Here is an 18,763-nt window from a genome sequence, read left to right as displayed (position 1 = left end):
CGGGTGAGTACGGCATTGAAGAAGGACTTCCTTCGCATCGCATCAGTAAACGTCAATGGCCTCCGGGCTGCCTACAAGAATGGCATGGCGGAATGGCTGGAGCCGCGCGAGGTAGACATTCTCTGCCTGCAGGAAGTCCGGGCGCCTGATGACATCGTCAGGAAACTCATCGGTGAAGGGTGGCACATCCTCCACACCGAAGCCGAAGCCAAGGGCCGTGCCGGCGTGGCCATCGCATCCCGTGAGGAGCCAACCGCTACCCGCATTGGCGTTGGCGACGACTACTTCAATACGTCCGGGCGCTGGGTTGAAGCCGACTACACCGTGCAAAATGCTGCCGGTGAGTTCACCACTCTCTCCGTTGTCAGCGCCTATGTGCACTCCGGTGAAGTGGGAACCCCCAAACAGGACGACAAATTCCGTTTCCTGGATGCCATGACCGTTCGACTGCCTGAGCTCGCCAAACACAGTGACCATGCTTTGGTTGTTGGCGACCTCAACGTCGGGCACACTGAACTCGATATCAAGAACTGGAAGGGCAACGTCAAACGTGCCGGCTTCCTCCCGGAGGAGCGTGCCTACTTCGACCGCTTCCTCGGCGAAGAAATCGGATGGAGGGATGTCCACAGGGGCCTGGCAGGAAATGTCGCCGGCCCCTACACCTGGTGGTCCCAGCGCGGTAAGGCCTTTGACACTGACACGGGCTGGCGCATCGACTACCACTTGGCCACACCGGACCTCGCGGCAGCCGCCTTCTCGGCTGTGGTTGACCGGGCGCCTTCGTGGGACACCCGCTTCTCTGACCACGCACCGCTGGTAGTCGACTACCGGCTCTAAGCTTCCTAAGGTATTGCTCCATGACTAGTTCCACCACGACTGAAACCGGCGCATCGGCTGATGCTGCGGCCCAACCGCAGCCCGTAACGTCCACCAAGCGCCCCGTGGGCGCCAAGCACCGGGTCCTGTCCGGTATGCAGCCTTCCGCCGACTCCCTGCACCTTGGCAACTACCTCGGCGCCCTGGTCAATTGGGTCCGGATGCAGGAAGAGTACGACGCCGTCTACTTCATTCCTGACCTGCACGCCATCACAGTGCCGCAGGACCCTGCAGAACTCGCCCGGCGCACCCGGGTCACCGCAGCCCAGTACATCGCCGGTGGCGTGGACGTGGATAAGTGCACCCTCTTCGTCCAGTCCCAGGTTCCCGAGCACGCCCAGCTGGCGTGGGTCCTGAACTGCATCACGGGCATGGGTGAAGCCGCCCGCATGACCCAGTTCAAGGACAAGGCCCAGAAGCAGGGTTCGGACCACGCCAGTGTTGGCCTGTTTACCTACCCCATCCTGCAGGCTGCAGACATCCTCCTCTACCAGCCGCACGGTGTTCCGGTGGGCGAGGACCAGCGTCAGCACGTTGAGCTCAGCCGGGACCTTGCCAACCGCTTCAACAGCCGCTTCGGCGAGACATTCCAAGTGCCCGAGGCCTTCATCCAGAAGGAATCGGCCAAGATCTACGATCTCCAGAATCCCAACGCCAAGATGTCCAAGTCTGCGGAGTCGCCGGCCGGTCTGATCAACCTCCTGGACGATCCCAAGACCGTCGCCAAGCGCATCAAGTCAGCCGTCACGGACACCGAGACGGAGATCCGGTACGACCGCGAGAACAAGCCGGGCGTTTCCAATCTGCTGACCATCTACTCAGCCATCAGCGGCACACAGGTGGAAAAGATCGTGGCGGACTACCAGGGCAAGATGTACGGACACCTGAAGGTCGACCTGGCTGAACTCGTCTCCGGTCACCTGGCGCCCATCCGGGAGCGTGCCAACGAACTCCTGGCTGATCCTGCGGAACTGGATCGGCTCCTGGCCCTCGGCGCGGACAAGGCCCGTGAAATCGCTGCCGCAACCCTCGCGGACGTCTACTCCAAGGTCGGATTCCTGCCGTACCGCGGCCAGGCCTCCCACGGAATCCAGGGAGTCCGCTAAGCCCATGTGCTCCGCTGGCCAGCTCAATGTCACCACCGGCACCCGTCAGGGTGCCGGTCCGGACGACTCCCGCCAGCCCGCTGCTACCGGGACCGATTGCGGCACCGGTGACACCATGTGCGTCGGTGTCATCCTGGGGTTCCCGCCCGAGATCGCCCGTGAACTCCAGGAATGGAGGGCCTCTTTCGGCGATCCGATGGCAGAGGTCATTCCTGCGCACATCACCCTGATCACTACCACACCCACCCAGGACTGGGCCGCTACCCGCGAACACGTCAGGGAAGTTGCGCGGACTCAGGAGCCGTTCAACATCACCATTTCCGGCACGGGTTCTTTCCGTCCCATCTCGCCGGTGGTGTTCGTTAACGTGGAAGAAGGCTTTGAAGAGTGCGTGCAATTGCACGAGAAACTTCAAAGCGGTCCGCTTGAACGGATGCTCCCTTTCCCGTACCACCCGCACGTCACTGTGGCTCACGATGTTGCCCAGGAAAACCTTGACGAGGCCGAAACGGTTCTCAGAGATTACCGCGCGACCTTCCCTGTGGTTAGCATGGGACTTTACGAGCACGACACCAATGGAATTTGGCAGCTACGGGAAGAGCTCGATTTTGGCGGCGATACTGACGAGGAACAACAAACGGATCCAAGCCACAGAGGCGGACGTTCCTCCGCTGCCCACTGAGCTGGCAAAACTCAAACTCCAGCTTCTCCGCAAGAGGCAGGAATGGGGCTCTGCGAAGCGCACGGGCGGGGGACTGCCAAAGAAAGCCGGCGCATTCTTTGCGCTCGTCCTCGCCAGGCTTAACACGATCCGTGCCCTGCGCTCCTTTCAGCACTACACGCGCCAGCACGGGCCACTCCTGGCGGCCGGTATCGGCTTCAACATGTTCTTCTCCGTGACTGGTTTGCTCACCACCGGCTTCGCCATCGCAGGGATCGTGTTGGGTGGCAACCCTGCCCTGCAGGACGCCGTCATCGACAGTGTTGCAGCGGCTGCCCCCGGACTCCTGCAGGTGGACGGCGGCGAAGGACTGGTGGATCCACAATCCTTGCTCAACCCGTCCGGACTTGGATGGACAGCCCTCATCGCAGCGGTTGTGACGATCTTCGTGTCCCTTGGCTGGATCGCCAGCATCAGGGAAGGGCTCCGGGGGGTCATGGAAGCTGACCCTTTGGTGCGCAACCCCATCCTTCAAAAACTCATTGATGCCAGCACCTTGCTGCTCCTCGGCGTCATCCTTGTCATCAGCGCAGGCGTCTCGCTCGTCTTTGGTACGGCGGCCGACTGGTTCATCGCTTTGCTCAACCTGGACGAGGGCATCACCGAGCCCATAGCGGCCACCGTGAAGATTGTGGTTCCGCTCCTGCTGAACTGCGCGACGGCGGCCGTGCTGTTCAGGATTGCCGGTGGCCTGAAGCTGGGGCGCCGCGCGTTCCTGGAGGGAGTGGTGCTGGCGGGTGTCGGCACCACGGTCCTGCAGTTCTTCAGCACCGAACTTCTGGCACGTTCCGGAAACAATCCGGTGCTGGCGTCGTTTGCCATCATCATCGGATTGTTGATCTGGTTCAACCTTGTGAGCCAGGTGTATCTCGTCTCGGCGTCATGGTCAGCAATCCGCGAGGCTGACACGGAGTCGGGGGATTCCCCGCGGAAGAAAGTCCTCGGCTCGCGTCGAGTAGCGCCCCGCACCTGATCTGGAGGCCGCCATGAACAACCCACTGTGGATCGCTTGCCTCCTCGGAGCTGCGGCCGGACTCATCGTAGGCCAGTTGGTGTTCAAGTCACCCTTTTTGGGCATCCTCATTGGGGTTGGCCTGGGTGCCTTGGTAGGCGCAGCTATGGGCCCCCGACGAGGATAGCGGAGGTGCTTGGCCCCCGCTCTGCTGCTACCTACTTGGACGGGTGCGGGCCTTTAGTTGGAGTCGCGGACTTCCATGTAGGGGTCTGCCCACGCACCGATGATGCGCGCTACCCGTGCTGCCTGGCCCTTACCGGTCAGGAGGTGCTCGCTTCCCTCGAGGGAGATGAAACTCCGGGGATGGCGGGCAGTCTGGAAAATTTCGCTGGCGTTATCGATCCCCACGGTGTTGTCAGTGGGGGAGTGCATCACCATCAAGGGCTTGTGCAGGGTGCGGATGCAGTCACGCAGGTCAGCGCGTTCCACGTCCTCCACAAAGTGGCGCCGAACCTCCATGGGGCGTCCACCAAGGTCCACCACGGCGCTGCCATCCCGGAGGATGTCCTCGATCTCGGTGTCGAACATGTGCTCCACATGCTTGGGTTCGTAGGGCGCGGCAACCGTCACCACGGCATTGAGTCCGGGAATGTCGCGCGCTGCGGCCAATACAGCGGCACCCCCGAACGAGTGGCCCACCAGCAAAGAAATGCCCCGGCCCTGCTCCTGCATGAACCCGGCAGCGAGGATGGTGTCGGCCACCTTGACGCTGAAGGATCCAGCCGACCACTCACCGGCAGAGCCACCCAGCCCCAGGTTGTCAAAGCGAAGCATGCCGATTCCCTGGTCCGCCAGGCCCTTGCAGATGCGCGATGCTGCAGGGCTGTCCTTGCCAAGGGTCAGGCCATGCGAGTACAAGCCCCAGCCGCGGACAGGACCTTCCGGGACGTCGATGATGCCGGCCAGGGTGTCGCCGGTGCTTCCCGTGAAGCTGATCTTCTCAGAGCGTGACACGCTGGTCTCCTTGTCTTGCCAGCACCGGTTGCGGTGGTGGATGGGCGTCTGTGGACTGGTACGGCACTGGATTAACGACGACGGCGCCACTCACCATCAGTGGTGAGCGGCGCCGTCGTCGTGCTGTTCTTGAAAGAAACTGCTGAACTAGATCTTGCGGGCCAGGATGGCCTGCTTGACCTCGGCGATTGCCTGGGTTACCTGGATGCCGCGGGGGCATGCTTCGGAGCAGTTGAAGGTGGTGCGGCAACGCCACACGCCTTCTTTGTCGTTCAGGATCTCAAGGCGCATGTCGCCAGCGTCATCGCGCGAATCAAAGATGAAGCGGTGGGCGTTGACGATCGCGGCCGGACCAAAGTACTGGCCGTCGGTCCAGAAGACCGGGCAGGACGAGGTGCAGGCAGCGCAAAGGATGCACTTGGTGGTGTCATCAAAGCGCTCACGGTCCTCAACGGACTGCAGACGTTCCTTGGTGGGCTCGTGGCCCTTGTTGATCAGGAACGGCATGACTTCGCGGAAGGACTGGAAGAAGGGTTCCATGTCCACGATCAGGTCCTTCTCCACGGGGAGGCCCTTGATCGGCTCGACGGTGATGGGCTTGGAGGTGTCCAGGTCCTTCAGCAGCGTCTTGCAGGCGAGGCGGTTGCGGCCATTGATGCGCATGGCATCCGAGCCACACACGCCGTGGGCGCAGGAACGGCGGAAGGAAACGCTGCCGTCAATCTCCCACTTGACCTTGTGGAGGGCATCCAACACGCGGTCCGTGCCGTACATGGTCAGCTTGTAATCATCCCAGCGTGCCTCTTCCGAGATTTCGGGATCGTAGCGACGCACGCGGAGCGTGATGTGGAATGTGGGGATTTCACCGTCGCCGGCAACGCTTGCCGGGAGCTCGATCTTGGAAGCGGGCTCTGCCATTTCGGTGGTCATTAGTACTTACGCTCCATCGGCTCGTAACGGGTAAAGATCACGGGCTTCGTCTCAAGACGGATGCCCGCAACAGATTCCGCCGAGGAGTCGACGGTGACGGAAGTGTCCAGGTAAGCCATGGAGTGCTTCATGAACTTTTCGTCATTGCGGTCCGGGAAGTCCTCGCGGTAGTGGCCACCACGTGACTCTTCACGGTGCAGTGCACCAACGGTCATGACCTTGGCCATGTCCAGGAGGAAGCCCAGCTCCACTGCTTCCAGGAGATCCAGGTTGAAGCGCTTGCCCTTGTCCTGAACCGTGACGTGCTTGTACCGCTCTTCGAAGGAAGCGATGTCGCGGAGGACCTGCTCCAGGGATTCCTTGGTGCGGAACACCTGCATGTTGGCGTCCATGGTGTCCTGCAGTTCCTTGCGGATCTGCGCCACACGCTCGGTGCCGTTGCCTTCCAGCAAGCCGCTGAGGATGCCACGGGTCATTGCCTCGGGGTCCTCGGGGAGCTCAACAAAGTCAGCTGTCTTGGAGTACTCCGCAGCGGCGATACCGGCGCGCTTACCGAAGACGTTGATGTCCAGGAGCGAGTTGGTGCCGAGGCGGTTGGAACCGTGTACGGAGACACAAGCAACTTCACCGGCTGCGTAGAGGCCCGGGACGATGGTGTCGTTGTCCTGGAGCACCTCAGTGGTGATGTTGGTGGGGATGCCGCCCATGGCGTAGTGCGCGGTGGGGAACACGGGGACGGGATCCGTGAACGGTTCCACACCAAGGTAGGTGCGGGCGAACTCCGTAATGTCCGGAAGTTTGGCCTCGATGTGGGCAGGCTCAAGGTGCGTCAGGTCCAGGAGGACGTAGTCCTTGTTAGGACCACAACCGCGGCCTTCACGCACTTCGTTGGCCATGGCGCGGGCCACGATGTCACGGGGTGCAAGGTCCTTGATGGTGGGGGCGTAGCGCTCCATGAAGCGCTCACCCTCGGAGTTACGCAGGATGGCACCTTCACCACGTGCACCCTCTGTCAGGAGGATGCCCAGGCCGGCAAGGCCGGTCGGGTGGAACTGGAAGAACTCCATGTCTTCCAGGGGGATACCGCGGCGGAACGCAATGCCCATGCCGTCGCCCGTGAGGGTGTGGGCGTTGGACGTGGTCTTGAAGACCTTGCCGGCGCCACCCGAGGCGAACACTACGGACTTGGCCTGGAAGACGTGCAGTTCACCGGAGGCGAGGTCATAGGAGACAACGCCGGCAACACGCTTCTGCTTGTACGGGGTACCGTCTTCGCGCACTGCGTCTTCTTCGACGATCAGCAGGTCAAGGACGTAGTACTCGTTGTAGAACTCAACGTTGTGCTTGACGCAGTTTTGGTACAGCGTCTGAAGGATCATGTGACCGGTACGGTCAGCTGCGTAACATGCACGGCGGACTGGAGCCTTGCCGTGGTCACGGGTGTGGCCACCGAAGCGGCGCTGGTCAATCCGGCCCTCGGGCGTGCGGTTGAACGGAAGGCCCATCTTTTCCAGGTCCAACACGGCGTCAATGGCTTCCTTCGCCATGACCTCGGCGGCATCCTGGTCAACCAGGTAGTCGCCACCCTTGATGGTGTCAAAGGTGTGCCACTCCCAGTTGTCCTCTTCGACGTTGGCCAGTGCTGCGCACATTCCACCCTGGGCTGCACCTGTGTGCGAGCGGGTGGGATAGAGCTTGGTCAGTACCGCGGTGCGTGCTCGCTGACCGGATTCGATCGCGGCGCGCATGCCGGCGCCACCTGCACCGACAATGACGACGTCGTACTTATGGACCTGCATACCAGATGCTCTCTCTTTCAAAAATTCAGATGGTCGGCGGAGGCTGCTCCGCTACGTCAGGCGAACCGGTTCACTCGGGGGAGTAACCCGGAAGGCGCCGCTACGGGGCCGGGCAGAAACCGCCAGGCAACTGAACGCCGTCGACGACGGGGCACGGGTTGAAGGTGAAGATCACCAGCGTGCCAAGGATGATGATGACCAGGGTGGCCGCGTAGAGGACCATCTTCAGCCAGAAGCGCGTGGAATCCTTCTCGGCGTAGTCGTTGATGATGGTGCGGACACCGTTGGTGCCGTGCAGCATGGCAAGCCACAGCATGGCCAGGTCCCAGAACTGCCAGAAAGGATCGGCCCACTTGCCGGCTACGAAACCGAAGTCGATTGCATGGATGCCCTCGCCTACCAGCAGGTTCACGAACAGGTGGCCGAAGATCAGCACCACCAGGACGATGCCGGAGAGGCGCATGAAGAGCCAGGCGATCATTTCGAAGTTGCCACGGCTGGTGCCGGTGCGGTTGTACTTCGGTGCGATCTTGCCGCTCCCGATTTTTCCACTGCGTGGGGATTCGATGGTTGTCATGGCTTAGTGGCCTCCCAGCGCGAGGGAAAGGTGGCGGATAGCGAAGCCTGCGAACGTGACAAGCCACAGTGCAAGCACGACCCACAGCAGCTGGCGCTGGTACTTCGCGCCCTTCTTCCAGAAGTCGATGGCAATCACACGCAGGCCGTTGAAGGCGTGGAAGATGATCGCGGCGACCAGGCCCGTTTCACCCAGGGCCATGAGGGGGTTCTTGTAGGCGCCAATGACGGCGGTGTAGGCCTCAGGGGACACGCGCACCAATGAGGTGTCCAGCACATGGACCAACAAGAAGAAAAAGATCACTACACCTGTAATGCGGTGTCCAACCCAGGACCACATGCCTTCACGGCCGCGGTACAAGGTGCCAGCTGGTTTTGTCGGCACTGATTAAACCTTCCTGCAACACAGCGGCGCTGGCATGGGATCCACGCGGGGGGAACGCCTGCTGCGAGAGCACTCGTAGCTCACGCCTAAATCTAGGCTTCGCTAACAGCATATTCAATTTAGGACGGGCTTCTCTCCTTGTTAATTCCATGTTTCCTGCCGATATTCAGGCGATTTTTGGGAACTGGCTGAGACGAACGCCACACGTGTGTCCTGCTGCAGGGCTTCCCGCCGGCACAGGATAAAGTGTTGCGGTGAGTACAGAAGACGCGAAATACCCGGAATCGCCATTGAACCGCTTCCATGCGGTTATTCCGGCGGGCGGTGTGGGGACCCGGCTATGGCCACTCTCGCGTGCCGCTGCGCCCAAGTTCCTCCACGATCTGACCGGTTCCGGCAGCACGTTGTTGAGGGCTACCTATGACCGCCTGGAACCGCTGGCCGGTGAACGGGTCCTTGTTGTTACCGGTGAGGCGCACCGCGCCGCCGTGTGCCGCCAACTCCCCGAAATAGGTGACGACGAACTGGTGCTGGAGAGCGAGCCCAAGGACTCCGGCGCTGCAATCGGCCTTGCCGCCGCCATCCTTTACCGCCGCGATCCTGACACCATCATGGGTTCGTTCGCTGCAGACCAGGTCATCAGCCCGGACGATCTCTTCCTGGAGACCGTGCGCGAGGCAATCTTTACCGCGGCCACTGGCAAGATTGTCACCATCGGCATCAAGCCCACCCACCCCTCTACCGGATTCGGTTACATCCGCTCCGGTGCGGCCCTGAACGTGGAAGGCGCCCCGAACGCGCTTGCTGTTGCGGAGTTCGTGGAAAAGCCCAGCCAGGAAGTGGCCAACAAATACGTCGAGGCAGGGGATTACGTCTGGAACGCGGGCATGTTCGTTGCCCCCGTGGCGCTTATGCTCCGGCACCTTGAGGCCAATCAGCCTGAACTGTTCAAGGGCCTTCAGGAAATCGCTGAGGCCTGGGATACGCCGCAGCGCGCCGAAGTGACCTCGCGCGTGTGGCCAACACTGCCGAAAATCGCCATTGATTACGCTGTGGCGGAGCCAGCAGCGGAAGCCGGCGATGTCGCCGTCGTGCCTGGTACTTTCCGATGGGACGACGTTGGCGACTTCGCCGCGATCGGCCGCCTTAACAACGCAGGCGACGTCGACGAAGTGACGGTGCTGGGTGAGGGGGCCCGTGTGTTCGCCGAGAACGCCAGCGGCGTGGTGGTCTCCGATACCAAGCGCGTTATTGCCTTGATCGGCATCAAGGACGTGGTCATTGTGGACACGCCGGACGCGCTCCTTGTCACCACCAAGGAACACGCGCAACTGGTCAAGGGCACTGTTGACGCCTTGAAGGCCAGCGGCGATACGGACGTGCTGTAGTACTTCTGCTTATACCGTGAGCCACCTCTTTGGTTGTCCTGCGTCTGAACGCAGCGTAACCAAGAGGTGGCTTTCGTTCTTCAGGTGCCGCGCATGGCTAGAGTTGTGACGTGCGCAATTACACGACTGAAACCGAGCCCGCTCCCGTTGTGAGTCCTTGGGTTGATGAACTGCTCCCCGGACTGATCGAGTTCAGGAGGGACCTCCACGCGCACCCGGAGTTGTCCTTTAAGGAATTCCGCACCACGGACAAGCTCGTGGAGCGGCTGGAAGCAGCCGGGCTGAAGCCGCGGCGTCTGGATGAGACCGGACTGACGGTTGACGTGGGTGAGGGCCCCATTGCCACTGCCCTTCGCGGGGACATCGACGCATTGCCGATCATTGAGGAAACCGGCCTGCCCTTCGCGTCGAAGAACCATGGCGTTACGCATGCGTGCGGGCATGACGTCCACACCACCGCCATGCTGGGCATCGCCTTGACGCTGCAGCGGATGCACAAGAACAACCCGCTGGGTGGCACGGTACGGATCATCTTCCAGCCGGCCGAGGAAACCATGCCGGGCGGCGCCCTGTCCTGCATTGAGCAGGGTGTGCTTGAGGGCGTGCCGCGCATCCTTGCGCTGCACTGCGATCCGAGGATTAATGTGGGGCAGATCGGCACCCGCATTGGTGCCATCACTTCGGCCTCGGACACCATCAAAATTGAGCTTTCCGGCCGCGGCGGCCACACATCACGGCCGCATCTGACCGAGGACCTTGTGTTCGCGTTGGCCCAGATTGCGGTCAATGTGCCGGCAGTGCTTTCCCGCCGGGTGGATGTCCGCAGCGGTGTGTCGGTGGTGTGGGGCCAAATTTCCGCTGGTTCCGCGCCGAATGCCATACCGGGCTCCGGCTATATGGCCGGGACCATGCGCTGCCTGGACCGTGATGCCTGGCATAGCGCGGGGGAGTTGCTGGACGACGTGGTCCGGCAGGTTGCCGCGCCCTACGGCGTTGATGTGCACCTGGAACACACCCGCGGTGTGCCGCCCGTGGTGAACTCTGAGCATGAGACCGCCCTCATTGAAGCCTCTGCCCGCGCTGAGCTGGGTGAGAACGCAGTGGTCCTCACGCCGCAGTCCATGGGTGGCGAGGACTTCGCCTGGTTCCTTGCCGACATTCCGGGTGCCATGATGCGCCTGGGCACGCACACTCCTGGCGGCGAAGAGTACGACCTCCACCGCGGTGACTTCATTGTTGACGAGCGCGCCCTCGGATACGCCATCCGCGTCCTGACCGCCGCCGCCCTCCGCACCATCCGCGACCTCGAGCAGTAAACCCAACTAAGTCCGCAGTTAAGCGCGTTTTGACCCCTCAAAACGCGCTTAACTGCCTCAGTTGGGTTCTTGTGGATGAGATGAGTTGTGCACAATTGAATTGTGCACTATCGTTTTAGTCATGAGTGATGCACCCCGCCTCCGCCATCAGGTCTGCTTTGCGCTGTACTCGGCGTCCAAAGCGGCGACGGCGGTCTACCGCCCCGTGCTGGAGGAGCTCGGCCTGACCTATCCGCAGTACCTGGTGATGCTGGTCCTCTGGGAGCAGGAGCCACGGAGTGTCCGTGACCTTGGTTCGGAACTGGGCTTGGATTCCGGAACGTTGTCCCCCCTGCTCAAGCGCCTGGAGGCCATGGGACTGGTGGAACGCCACCGCTCGGCCGAGGATGAGCGCCGGGTGGATGTAGTCCTGACCGACGCAGGCACCGCGTTGAGCGCCAACGCCCAGGCTGTACCCCAGCGCCTCGCTGACGCTGCCGGCCTCTCGGCCGAGGAAATCGGGCAGCTGCACGCCACGCTCGGCAAGCTCACGGCAGCGCTGAACAGCTCACTCTGAACAGACCTCCCGGAAAATCCCGGGACATCCCTTCCCTAAGAGAACGGAAACACCATGAAGACTCTCTACACTGCTGAGGCACTGGCCTCCGGCGAAGGCCGCGACGGCAACGCCCGCACCAATGATGGCAAGCTGGATGTCGCACTTGCCAGCCCCAAGGAGCTCGGCGGAAACGGCGAAGGCACCAATCCGGAGCAGCTCTTCGCCGCCGGTTACGCAGCCTGCTTCCACTCCGCCTTGCGGTTGGTAGGGCGTAAGGAGCGCGTTGACCTGACCGATTCGGCCGTCGCCGCCAGGATCCACATCGGCCCGCTGACCGACAGCGAAGGCTTCGGCCTCGCTGCCGAACTGGAAATCGCCCTGCCTGCCCTGGACCGCGAGACGGCTGAGCAACTCATGCACAAAGCGCACCAGGTGTGCCCTTACTCCAACGCCACGCGCGGCAACATGGCCGTAGACCTCAAGCTCGTGGAGTTCGCAGCATGAGCGCCGTTTCCATGCCCGTAGAAACCCGCGAAATTCAGCTGGCTTCCCGCCCCAAGGGCCGCCCGGTGGCAGATAACTTCCGGCTCACCCAGGCCCAGCTGCCTGAGCTCGGCGACGGACAGATCCTGGTCAAGAACCAATTCATGTCCGTTGACCCCTACATGCGTGGGCGCATGAACGACGTCAAGTCGTACTCGGCTCCGTTCCAGATCGATGCAGCGCTCGACGGCGGTGCAGTGGGCGAGGTGATCGCGTCCCGTTCGGACGCGCACAAGGTGGGTGACGTCGTCGTGCATTCACTCGGATGGCGCGAGCACGCAGTAGTGGATGCCGCAGCCACCACCCCGGTCCCCAGTGGGCTTGCTCCCACCTCCGCGTTCCTTGGCGCCTTGGGCATGACCGGCCTCACTGCCTACTCCGGTCTGCTCAAAGTGGCGGAGTTCAAGGAAGGCGAAGTTGTGTTCGTCTCCGGCGCCGCAGGTGCCGTGGGTTCCATGGTGGGCCAGATTGCCAAGGCCATGGGCGCTTCCAGGGTCATCGGCAGTGCCGGATCGCCGGAAAAGGTTGCCCGCCTGCTGGAGCTCGGCTTCGACGCCGCCTTCAACTACAACGATGGTCCGGTCCTTGACCAGCTGCGTGAAGCAGCAGGGGAGCGCGGGATCGACGTGTACTTCGACAACGTTGGTGGCGAGCACCTTGAGGCTGCGTTGGCAACCTTGACTGTGGGCGGGCGCATTGCCATGTGCGGTGCGATCGCACAGTACAACTCCACCGAGCCTCCCGCAGCTCCCCGCAACCTCATGCAGGCAATCGGCAAGCAGCTGACCATGCGCGGATTCCTGGTGGGCGGCCAGCGTCAGCACGCTGCCGAGTTCGCCCAGAAGATGGCCGGCTGGTTGGCCGATGGCTCAGTGAGCTATGACGAGACGATCGTTGACGGTCTGGAGAATGCGCCGCAGGCATTCATGGACCTTCTGGACGGTGCCAACACCGGCAAGATGCTGGTCCGGCTCTAATTCAGAGCCAAGCGCCATGTGACTTGCGCACCCGGCTACTGCTTGGTAACAAAAGGTCAACAATCTGACCTGGAGGGATCATTTGTGGTAGCTGGGTGTGTTCCAGGCCACTAGTGTTGGTTTCATCAATGCGCTTCGGCGCAGCTGCGAGCATCAGTGAAAACAGAGTTTCTGCCTCAGGTATAGGAAACGGACACTCATTGACCATCCGTCGTAGCGCCATCACTTTCTTCCTGGAGGAAAATTGAAGAAACCACTGCGTGCCACCCTGAAGCGCGGTTCAATGGCCGGTGTTGCCACCCTCGGTGCAGCCGCGCTCCTGCTGACCAGCTGTGGCCAGGCTCCCGACGCCGGCTCCGGCACGGCCACCAAGAGCGACTTTGTGGGTTGCATCGTCTCTGACTCCGGCGGATTCGATGACCAGTCCTTCAACCAGTCCTCCTTCGAGGGCCTCAAGAAGGCTGAAACCGACCTCGGCATCACCGTAAAGTCGGCCGAATCCAAGGCCAACAGCGATTTCGAGACCAACCTGAACGGCATGATCTCGGCCGGTTGCAACCTCACCGTGACGGTGGGCTTCCTCCTGGGCGACGCCACCAAGGCCGCCGCGGAGAAGAACACGGACAAGCACTTCGCGATCGTGGACTACACGTACGAGACCCCGATCGCCAACGTCAAGCCGATTGTCTATGACACGGCACAGGCGGCCTACCTCGCAGGATATGCGGCCGCGGCCACCACCAAGACCGGCAAGGTAGGTACCTTCGGCGGTATTAAGATCCCCACGGTCACCATCTTCATGGATGGCTTCTACGACGGTGTTCAGGCCTACAACAAGGCCAAAAACAAGACTGTCCAGGTAGTCGGCTGGGACAAGACCACCCAGGATGGCTCCTTCACGGGCGACTTCGAGAAGCAGGACACCGGCAAGCAGGTCACCATCAACCTGTTGGACCAGGGCGCGGACATCATCATGCCCGTGGCCGGACCGGTGGGCAAGGGTGCCGGTGCTGCGCTGAAGGAAGCCAAGGCTGCCGGCAAGGACGTCAAGCTCATCTGGGTTGACTCCGATGGCTACCTGACCGCTCCTGAGTACAAGGACCTGATGCTGACCTCCGTGGTCAAGCAGATGGGCGAAGCCGTCGAAGCAGTGGTCAAGGACGATACCGAAGGCAAGTTCAACAACGCAGCCTACGTGGGCACCCTGGAGAACGATGGCGTTGCCATCGCTCCGTTCCACGACTTCGACTCCGCTGTCACCGCAGAGACCAAGTCCGAGCTCGATGCTCTCAAGGCGGACATCGTCTCCGGCAAGCTGGTTGTCGAATCGGCAGCGAGCCCCAAGAAATAATTCAATTCCTGGACGCGCCGCCAGTACCGAGCCCCGGTACTGGCGGCGCGTTTTTGCCCTGACTAGGCTGAACCCAAAGCTCGTGGCTTTGGAGCTGTTCGGCTGTCCCTCGGACTCACAGAACGGTGGGAGTTGTGAAACTCGAATTGAAGGGGATCTCGAAAGCCTTCGGGACCTTCTACGCCAACCAAGACATCGACCTCGTGGTCGAATCCGGCCAGATCCATTGCCTCCTCGGTGAAAACGGTGCCGGCAAGTCAACCCTCATGAACGTGCTGTACGGGCTGTATGAGCCCACAGCAGGCCAGATCCTGGTGGACGACCAACCGGTCACCTTCCGTGGACCCGGCGACGCCATGGCAGCCGGCATCGGCATGGTGCACCAGCACTTCATGCTGGTTCCCGTCTTCACCGTGGCAGAAAATGTGGCACTCGGAGCCGAACCAACCACATTCGGCGGTGTGCTGAGCATTGAGGAGACCCGCAAGAAAATCCGGGAAATCTCCGATAAATACGGGTTCGACGTCGATCCCGATGCCTTGGTGGAGGAACTGCCAGTGGGCGTCCAGCAGCGCGTGGAAATCATCAAAGCTCTGGTGCGCGAAGCCAAGGTCCTGATTCTGGACGAACCCACTGCTGTGCTGACGCCTCAGGAAACCGATGAACTCCTGGACATCATGCGTCAGCTCAAGGCCGGCGGCACATCGATTGTGTTCATCTCGCACAAACTGCGCGAAGTAAAAGCTGTCTCCGACGTCATTACCGTGGTCCGCCGCGGCAAAGTGGTGGGTGACGCGCCACCCACGGCCTCAGCCACTGAACTGGCCTCCATGATGGTGGGCCGCCCGGTGAGCCTGAGCCTGAACAAGGCCCCGGCACAGCCGAAGGAAACCACCTTTGTGGTCGAAAACCTCACGGTCCGTGCCGCCAACGGAACCAATGTGGTGGACGGAATCAGTTTCTCCATCGCCCAAGGCGAGATTCTCGCCGTCGCCGGTGTCCAGGGCAACGGGCAAACCGAACTCACCGAAGCCATCCTTGGCGTGCAGGAGCACGTCACAGGTTCAGTGACGCTGGACGGCAAGCAATTGCTGGGCCTTCCAGTCAAGGATGTCCTGCGCTCGGGCGTGGGTTTCGTCCCGGAAGACCGGACCGTCGATGGACTGGTGGGTCCTTTCTCGGTGGCAGAGAACCTGATCCTGGACCTCTACGACCAGGCACCTTTTGCCAGCGGAATTGGCATGAAACCTGCCAAGGTGATGGAAAACGCCAAGGCAAAAATCGACGAGTTCGACATCCGCACTCCCTCTGCCGGGGCTGCTGCGGGAACGTTGTCCGGTGGCAACCAGCAAAAAGTGGTGATGGCCCGTGAATTGTCCAGGCCACTGCGGTTGTTCATTGCCAGTCAACCGACCCGCGGCGTGGACGTAGGGTCCATCGAATTCCTGCATAAGCGCATCGTGGCCGAGCGCGACGTCGGAACGCCGGTCATGATCGTCTCCACTGAGCTTGATGAAGTGGTTGAACTCGCCGACCGGATTGCAGTGCTCTACAAGGGCAAACTCGTGGGCATCGTCCCGGGTGGAACGCCCCGCGACACCCTTGGCTTGATGATGGCCGGCGTCGGCCCTGAAGGAGGCTCCGATGACTGAGAACAACCAGTCCAACAACGAGCAAAATCCGGCCCAGCCAGCTGAGGACCAATCCACCGCTGATCTCCGGGCCGCAGATGTCTCACTCGATACCGCAGGGGGCGCGATGGAGCCCTCCATCGTGCCGGTGTCCTCCCAAAGCGGGGACGCTGGTACGCACCAGGGCAGCGTAGTCCGCCGGATCGTCATGGGGAACGGATTCGTCTCCGTCCTTGCGGTCATCGTGGCGCTGTTCCTGGGTGGCCTGCTGATCGCCAGCACGGATGCGCAGGTCGCCAAGACTGCGGGCTACTTGTTCGCGAGGCCCACGGACTTCCTCAGTGCGTTGTGGTCAGCCATGACCGAGAGCTACGTTGCGCTCTTCCAGGGCTCGGTCTTCAACCCCCGGCAGGGACTGCAGCCCCTGCTCGAAACCATGACGGTGGCTACACCCCTCATTTGCGCGGGGCTGGGTGTTGCCCTGGCCTTCCGTGCCGGCCTGTTCAACATCGGCGCCCAAGGCCAGATCATCATCAGTGCAACCCTCGCGGCGTATGTCGGGTTCGCCTGGCACCTGCCGTTCGGGCTGCACCTGCTGGTGGTCATCATTATGGGCGTCCTGGGCGGTGCACTCTGGGGCGCAATCGTCGGAATCCTCAAGGCCAGGACCGGTGCGCACGAGGTGATCGTGACCATCATGCTGAACTACGTGGCCCTGTTCCTGCTGGACTTCCTCCTGAATACGGCTGCGTTCCGGCGGCCCGGGGACAACAGCCCCATCTCGCCCCGCCTGGACGAGTCCGCCACCTACCCCGTCCTCATTCCGGGATCCCGGCTCCACCTTGGCTTCCTGATAGCCATTGCGCTGACCTTTGGCGTGTGGTGGCTGCTGAACCGATCCACCATCGGCTTCGAATTCCGCGCCGTAGGGGCGAACCCCATCGCAGCGCGGACGGCTGGCGTGAAGGTATCCCGCGCCACCATCCTTGTCATGGCCATGGCAGGTGCGCTTGCCGCGTTTGGTGGCATCGCCCAGGTGGCCGGTACCGAGAAGGTGCTGACCGGTGGCGTCGCTGCCCAGATCGGTTTTGACGCGATCACTGTTGCGTTGCTGGGCCGCAGTACGCCGTGGGGCACGTTCTTCGCCGGCCTGCTGTTCGGTGCCTTCCGTGCTGGCGCGGTGCAGATGCAGATCCAGACCGGAACGCCCATCGACATCGTGTTGGTGGTCCAGTCCCTGATTGTCCTCTTCATCGCAGCACCGCCACTGATCAGGTCCATCTTCCGCCTTGAGCCCAAGAAGAAGGCCAAGACATCCAAAGCGGCTCCCAAGGCTGCCCTCGCCAACGCCTCCGGAGGTGCCAAATGAGCGCGACAACCACCGCTCCGAAGCCGGGATCCACCACTTTGCCCGCCTTCAGGCCTTCCATGAAGGTCCCCCTGTCCTTGGGCATCCTGGCCCTTGTAGCCCTGGTCTTCTTCGGCTTCCTGGGCTCGGACCAAACCGCCGAGATGAAAATCAGCGACGCCGGGGACGCCGTCGCTGTGCCGGCTCTCATGATTCCCGGCCAGGTGGGCGGGATCGTCTTCGGCATTCTGCTCCTGGCCATGGCCGCCTACTCGATTTACCTCTGGACCCAGGGGGAGCGGTCACCCAAGTGGCTGCCCATAGCGTTCGCCGTGGTCTTTGTCTTTGCACTGCTCGTCTGGATCGTGGCAGGCGCACGCCAACCCTCCATCTCGTTGGCCGGCCTCGTTGCCGGTTCAGTAACGCTGGCGGTGCCTTTGGTTTTCGGTTCCCTCTCAGGCGTGCTCTGTGAACGTGTGGGCGTGGTGAACATCGCCATTGAAGGCCAGCTTTTGGGTGGTGCCTTCACCGCCGCGCTGGTGGCCACCATGACGGGAAGCCCTTACATCGGGCTGATCGCAGCAGCTGCTGCCGGTGCTGCCGTGTCCATGGTCCTTGCTGTTTTCAGCATCAAGTACCTGGTCAACCAGATCATCGTGGGCGTGGTCCTCAATGTGCTGGTCTCGGGCCTGACCGGCTTCCTGTATGGGACCTTGATGGTGCCCAACAAGGAACAGTTCAACACCCCGGGACGTCTGGATATCCTGCCGATCCCGCTGCTTTCGGACATCCCCATTATCGGGCCCATCCTGTTCGAGCAGTCCATCGCTGGTTACCTCATGTACATTGCCGTGGCCGTGGTGTGGTTCGGTTTGTTCAAGACCCGCTGGGGACTGCGTGTCCGCGCCGTGGGCGAGCACCCGCAGGCTGCTGACACCCTGGGTATCAACGTCAACGCCACCCGCTTCTGGAACGTCACCTTGGGTGGTGCCATCGCGGGTATCGGTGGCGCTGTTTTCACCCTGGTGACCATCGACTCTTTCACCAAGGACATCTCCGGTGGCCGCGGCTTCATTGCCTTGGCTGCGTTGATCTTTGGCCGCTGGAATCCGATTGGAGCCTTCCTGGCTTCGCTGCTGTTCGGCTTCGCCTACAACCTGCAGTCGATCCTTGGCATCATTGGTACCCCGGTTCCGAGCCAGTTCATGGCCATGCTGCCGTACTTGGTGACCATCTTCGCCGTCGCGGGTTTGGTGGGTAAGTCGCGGCCACCGGCCGCAAGCGGCATACCGTACGTGAAGGGTTGACG

At 61.8% G+C, this 18,763-nt stretch carries 19 protein-coding genes; 14 read left to right on the top strand and 5 right to left on the bottom strand.

From position 1 onward, the window contains the following. Window positions 1–3 precede the first annotated feature (3 nt). The 5 genes from HAV21_RS09160 to HAV21_RS09140 are packed head-to-tail and all read left to right on the top strand — an operon-like array spanning window position 4 to window position 3,842. On the top strand, window positions 4–837 hold the full coding sequence (locus HAV21_RS09160; RefSeq protein ID WP_166841465.1) for an exodeoxyribonuclease III: 834 nt from the start codon (window positions 4–6) through the stop codon (window positions 835–837). A gap of 20 nt (window positions 838–857) precedes the next feature. Beyond that, a complete protein-coding gene (gene trpS / locus HAV21_RS09155; RefSeq protein ID WP_166841464.1) occupies window positions 858–1,982 on the top strand; it encodes a tryptophan--tRNA ligase in 1,125 nt (374 codons plus the stop codon). Between the two features lie 4 nt (window positions 1,983–1,986). Further along, on the top strand, window positions 1,987–2,664 hold the full coding sequence (locus HAV21_RS09150) for a 2'-5' RNA ligase family protein (protein ID WP_166841463.1): 678 nt from the start codon (window positions 1,987–1,989) through the stop codon (window positions 2,662–2,664). Next, window positions 2,591–3,676: a YihY/virulence factor BrkB family protein gene (locus HAV21_RS09145; RefSeq protein ID WP_166841462.1), complete on the top strand. Its 1,086-nt coding sequence runs from the start codon at window positions 2,591–2,593 to the stop codon at window positions 3,674–3,676. The genes HAV21_RS09150 and HAV21_RS09145 overlap by 74 nt, the downstream gene beginning before the upstream one ends. 13 nt (window positions 3,677–3,689) lie before the next feature. Beyond that, window positions 3,690–3,842: a glycine zipper domain-containing protein gene (locus HAV21_RS09140; RefSeq protein ID WP_166841461.1), complete on the top strand. Its 153-nt coding sequence runs from the start codon at window positions 3,690–3,692 to the stop codon at window positions 3,840–3,842. A 53-nt stretch (window positions 3,843–3,895) separates the two neighbouring features. Here the strand turns inward: HAV21_RS09140 and HAV21_RS09135 are convergent, their stop codons facing one another. The 5 genes from HAV21_RS09135 to sdhC all read right to left on the bottom strand — a co-directional run bounded on the left by HAV21_RS09135 (window position 3,896) and on the right by sdhC (window position 8,362). Continuing rightward, entirely contained in the window at window positions 3,896–4,672 is a 777-nt protein-coding gene (locus tag HAV21_RS09135; protein WP_166841460.1) for an alpha/beta fold hydrolase, read from the bottom strand. Window positions 4,673–4,819: 147 nt separating this feature from the next. After that, window positions 4,820–5,602 carry a succinate dehydrogenase iron-sulfur subunit gene (locus HAV21_RS09130; RefSeq protein ID WP_142939921.1) on the bottom strand — a complete coding sequence of 261 codons (783 nt, stop codon included), beginning with the start codon at window positions 5,600–5,602 and terminating at the stop codon, window positions 4,820–4,822. Beyond that, the gene (sdhA, locus tag HAV21_RS09125) at window positions 5,602–7,401 is read right to left on the bottom strand and encodes a succinate dehydrogenase flavoprotein subunit (RefSeq protein WP_142939920.1); all 1,800 of its coding nucleotides are present in this window, start codon (window positions 7,399–7,401) and stop codon (window positions 5,602–5,604) included. The genes HAV21_RS09130 and sdhA overlap by 1 nt, the downstream gene beginning before the upstream one ends. A 100-nt stretch (window positions 7,402–7,501) precedes the next feature. Next, window positions 7,502–7,978, bottom strand: a complete 477-nt coding sequence (locus HAV21_RS09120; RefSeq protein WP_142939919.1) for a succinate dehydrogenase hydrophobic membrane anchor subunit — start codon at window positions 7,976–7,978, stop codon at window positions 7,502–7,504. 3 nt (window positions 7,979–7,981) lie between these two features. Next, window positions 7,982–8,362, bottom strand: coding sequence for a succinate dehydrogenase, cytochrome b556 subunit (gene sdhC, locus HAV21_RS09115; protein ID WP_011773978.1), 381 nt, complete (start codon window positions 8,360–8,362; stop codon window positions 7,982–7,984). A gap of 254 nt (window positions 8,363–8,616) precedes the next feature. On the opposite strand from sdhC, the gene HAV21_RS09110 reads away from it, so the two are divergent. The 9 genes from HAV21_RS09110 (at window position 8,617) to HAV21_RS09070 (ending at window position 18,761) form a co-directional block, all read left to right on the top strand. Beyond that, a complete protein-coding gene (locus HAV21_RS09110) occupies window positions 8,617–9,750 on the top strand; it encodes a mannose-1-phosphate guanylyltransferase (RefSeq protein ID WP_142939918.1) in 1,134 nt (377 codons plus the stop codon). Between the two features lie 110 nt (window positions 9,751–9,860). Then, entirely contained in the window at window positions 9,861–11,066 is a 1,206-nt protein-coding gene (locus HAV21_RS09105) for an amidohydrolase (protein ID WP_166841459.1), read from the top strand. Between the two features lie 121 nt (window positions 11,067–11,187). After that, on the top strand, window positions 11,188–11,622 hold the full coding sequence (locus tag HAV21_RS09100) for a MarR family transcriptional regulator (RefSeq protein ID WP_166841458.1): 435 nt from the start codon (window positions 11,188–11,190) through the stop codon (window positions 11,620–11,622). A gap of 54 nt (window positions 11,623–11,676) precedes the next feature. Next, window positions 11,677–12,108: an organic hydroperoxide resistance protein gene (locus tag HAV21_RS09095; protein ID WP_142939915.1), complete on the top strand. Its 432-nt coding sequence runs from the start codon at window positions 11,677–11,679 to the stop codon at window positions 12,106–12,108. Beyond that, window positions 12,105–13,124 (top strand): NADP-dependent oxidoreductase, encoded by a 1,020-nt coding sequence (locus tag HAV21_RS09090; protein WP_142939914.1) that lies wholly within the window; start codon window positions 12,105–12,107, stop codon window positions 13,122–13,124. Before HAV21_RS09095 ends, HAV21_RS09090 begins: the two co-directional genes overlap by 4 nt. Before the next feature lie 283 nt (window positions 13,125–13,407). After that, complete coding sequence (locus tag HAV21_RS09085) at window positions 13,408–14,475, top strand: BMP family ABC transporter substrate-binding protein (RefSeq protein ID WP_166841658.1); 1,068 nt, start codon at window positions 13,408–13,410, stop codon at window positions 14,473–14,475. Window positions 14,476–14,609: 134 nt separating this feature from the next. After that, complete coding sequence (locus HAV21_RS09080) at window positions 14,610–16,127, top strand: ABC transporter ATP-binding protein (RefSeq protein WP_142939913.1); 1,518 nt, start codon at window positions 14,610–14,612, stop codon at window positions 16,125–16,127. Next, the gene (locus HAV21_RS09075) at window positions 16,120–17,475 is read left to right on the top strand and encodes an ABC transporter permease (protein WP_166841457.1); all 1,356 of its coding nucleotides are present in this window, start codon (window positions 16,120–16,122) and stop codon (window positions 17,473–17,475) included. Before HAV21_RS09080 ends, HAV21_RS09075 begins: the two co-directional genes overlap by 8 nt. Continuing rightward, the gene (locus HAV21_RS09070) at window positions 17,472–18,761 is read left to right on the top strand and encodes an ABC transporter permease (RefSeq protein WP_166841456.1); all 1,290 of its coding nucleotides are present in this window, start codon (window positions 17,472–17,474) and stop codon (window positions 18,759–18,761) included. The genes HAV21_RS09075 and HAV21_RS09070 overlap by 4 nt, the downstream gene beginning before the upstream one ends. Window positions 18,762–18,763: the final 2 nt, after the last annotated feature.

This window comes from Paenarthrobacter sp. MSM-2-10-13 (assembly GCF_011605365.1).
In the GTDB taxonomy this organism is placed as follows: Bacteria; Actinomycetota; Actinomycetes; order Actinomycetales; family Micrococcaceae; genus Arthrobacter.
Note: the sequence above shows the minus strand (reverse complement) of the source record. Positions and strands in the feature narration are given on the sequence as shown.

Excerpts from the sequence above, each read along its gene's own strand:
- trpS (WP_166841464.1), top strand. The coding sequence starts at position 858 with ATGACTAGTTCCACCACGACTGAAACCGGCGCATCGGCTGATGCTGCG.
- HAV21_RS09150 (WP_166841463.1), top strand. The coding sequence starts at position 1,987 with ATGTGCTCCGCTGGCCAGCTCAATGTCACCACCGGCACCCGTCAGGGT.
- HAV21_RS09140 (WP_166841461.1), top strand. The coding sequence starts at position 3,690 with ATGAACAACCCACTGTGGATCGCTTGCCTCCTCGGAGCTGCGGCCGGA.
- HAV21_RS09130 (WP_142939921.1), bottom strand. The coding sequence starts at position 5,602 with ATGACCACCGAAATGGCAGAGCCCGCTTCCAAGATCGAGCTCCCGGCA.
- sdhA (WP_142939920.1), bottom strand. The coding sequence starts at position 7,401 with ATGCAGGTCCATAAGTACGACGTCGTCATTGTCGGTGCAGGTGGCGCC.
- HAV21_RS09120 (WP_142939919.1), bottom strand. The coding sequence starts at position 7,978 with ATGACAACCATCGAATCCCCACGCAGTGGAAAAATCGGGAGCGGCAAG.
- HAV21_RS09100 (WP_166841458.1), top strand. The coding sequence starts at position 11,188 with ATGAGTGATGCACCCCGCCTCCGCCATCAGGTCTGCTTTGCGCTGTAC.
- HAV21_RS09095 (WP_142939915.1), top strand. The coding sequence starts at position 11,677 with ATGAAGACTCTCTACACTGCTGAGGCACTGGCCTCCGGCGAAGGCCGC.
- HAV21_RS09090 (WP_142939914.1), top strand. The coding sequence starts at position 12,105 with ATGAGCGCCGTTTCCATGCCCGTAGAAACCCGCGAAATTCAGCTGGCT.
- HAV21_RS09085 (WP_166841658.1), top strand. The coding sequence starts at position 13,408 with ATGGCCGGTGTTGCCACCCTCGGTGCAGCCGCGCTCCTGCTGACCAGC.
- HAV21_RS09075 (WP_166841457.1), top strand. The coding sequence starts at position 16,120 with ATGACTGAGAACAACCAGTCCAACAACGAGCAAAATCCGGCCCAGCCA.
- HAV21_RS09070 (WP_166841456.1), top strand. The coding sequence starts at position 17,472 with ATGAGCGCGACAACCACCGCTCCGAAGCCGGGATCCACCACTTTGCCC.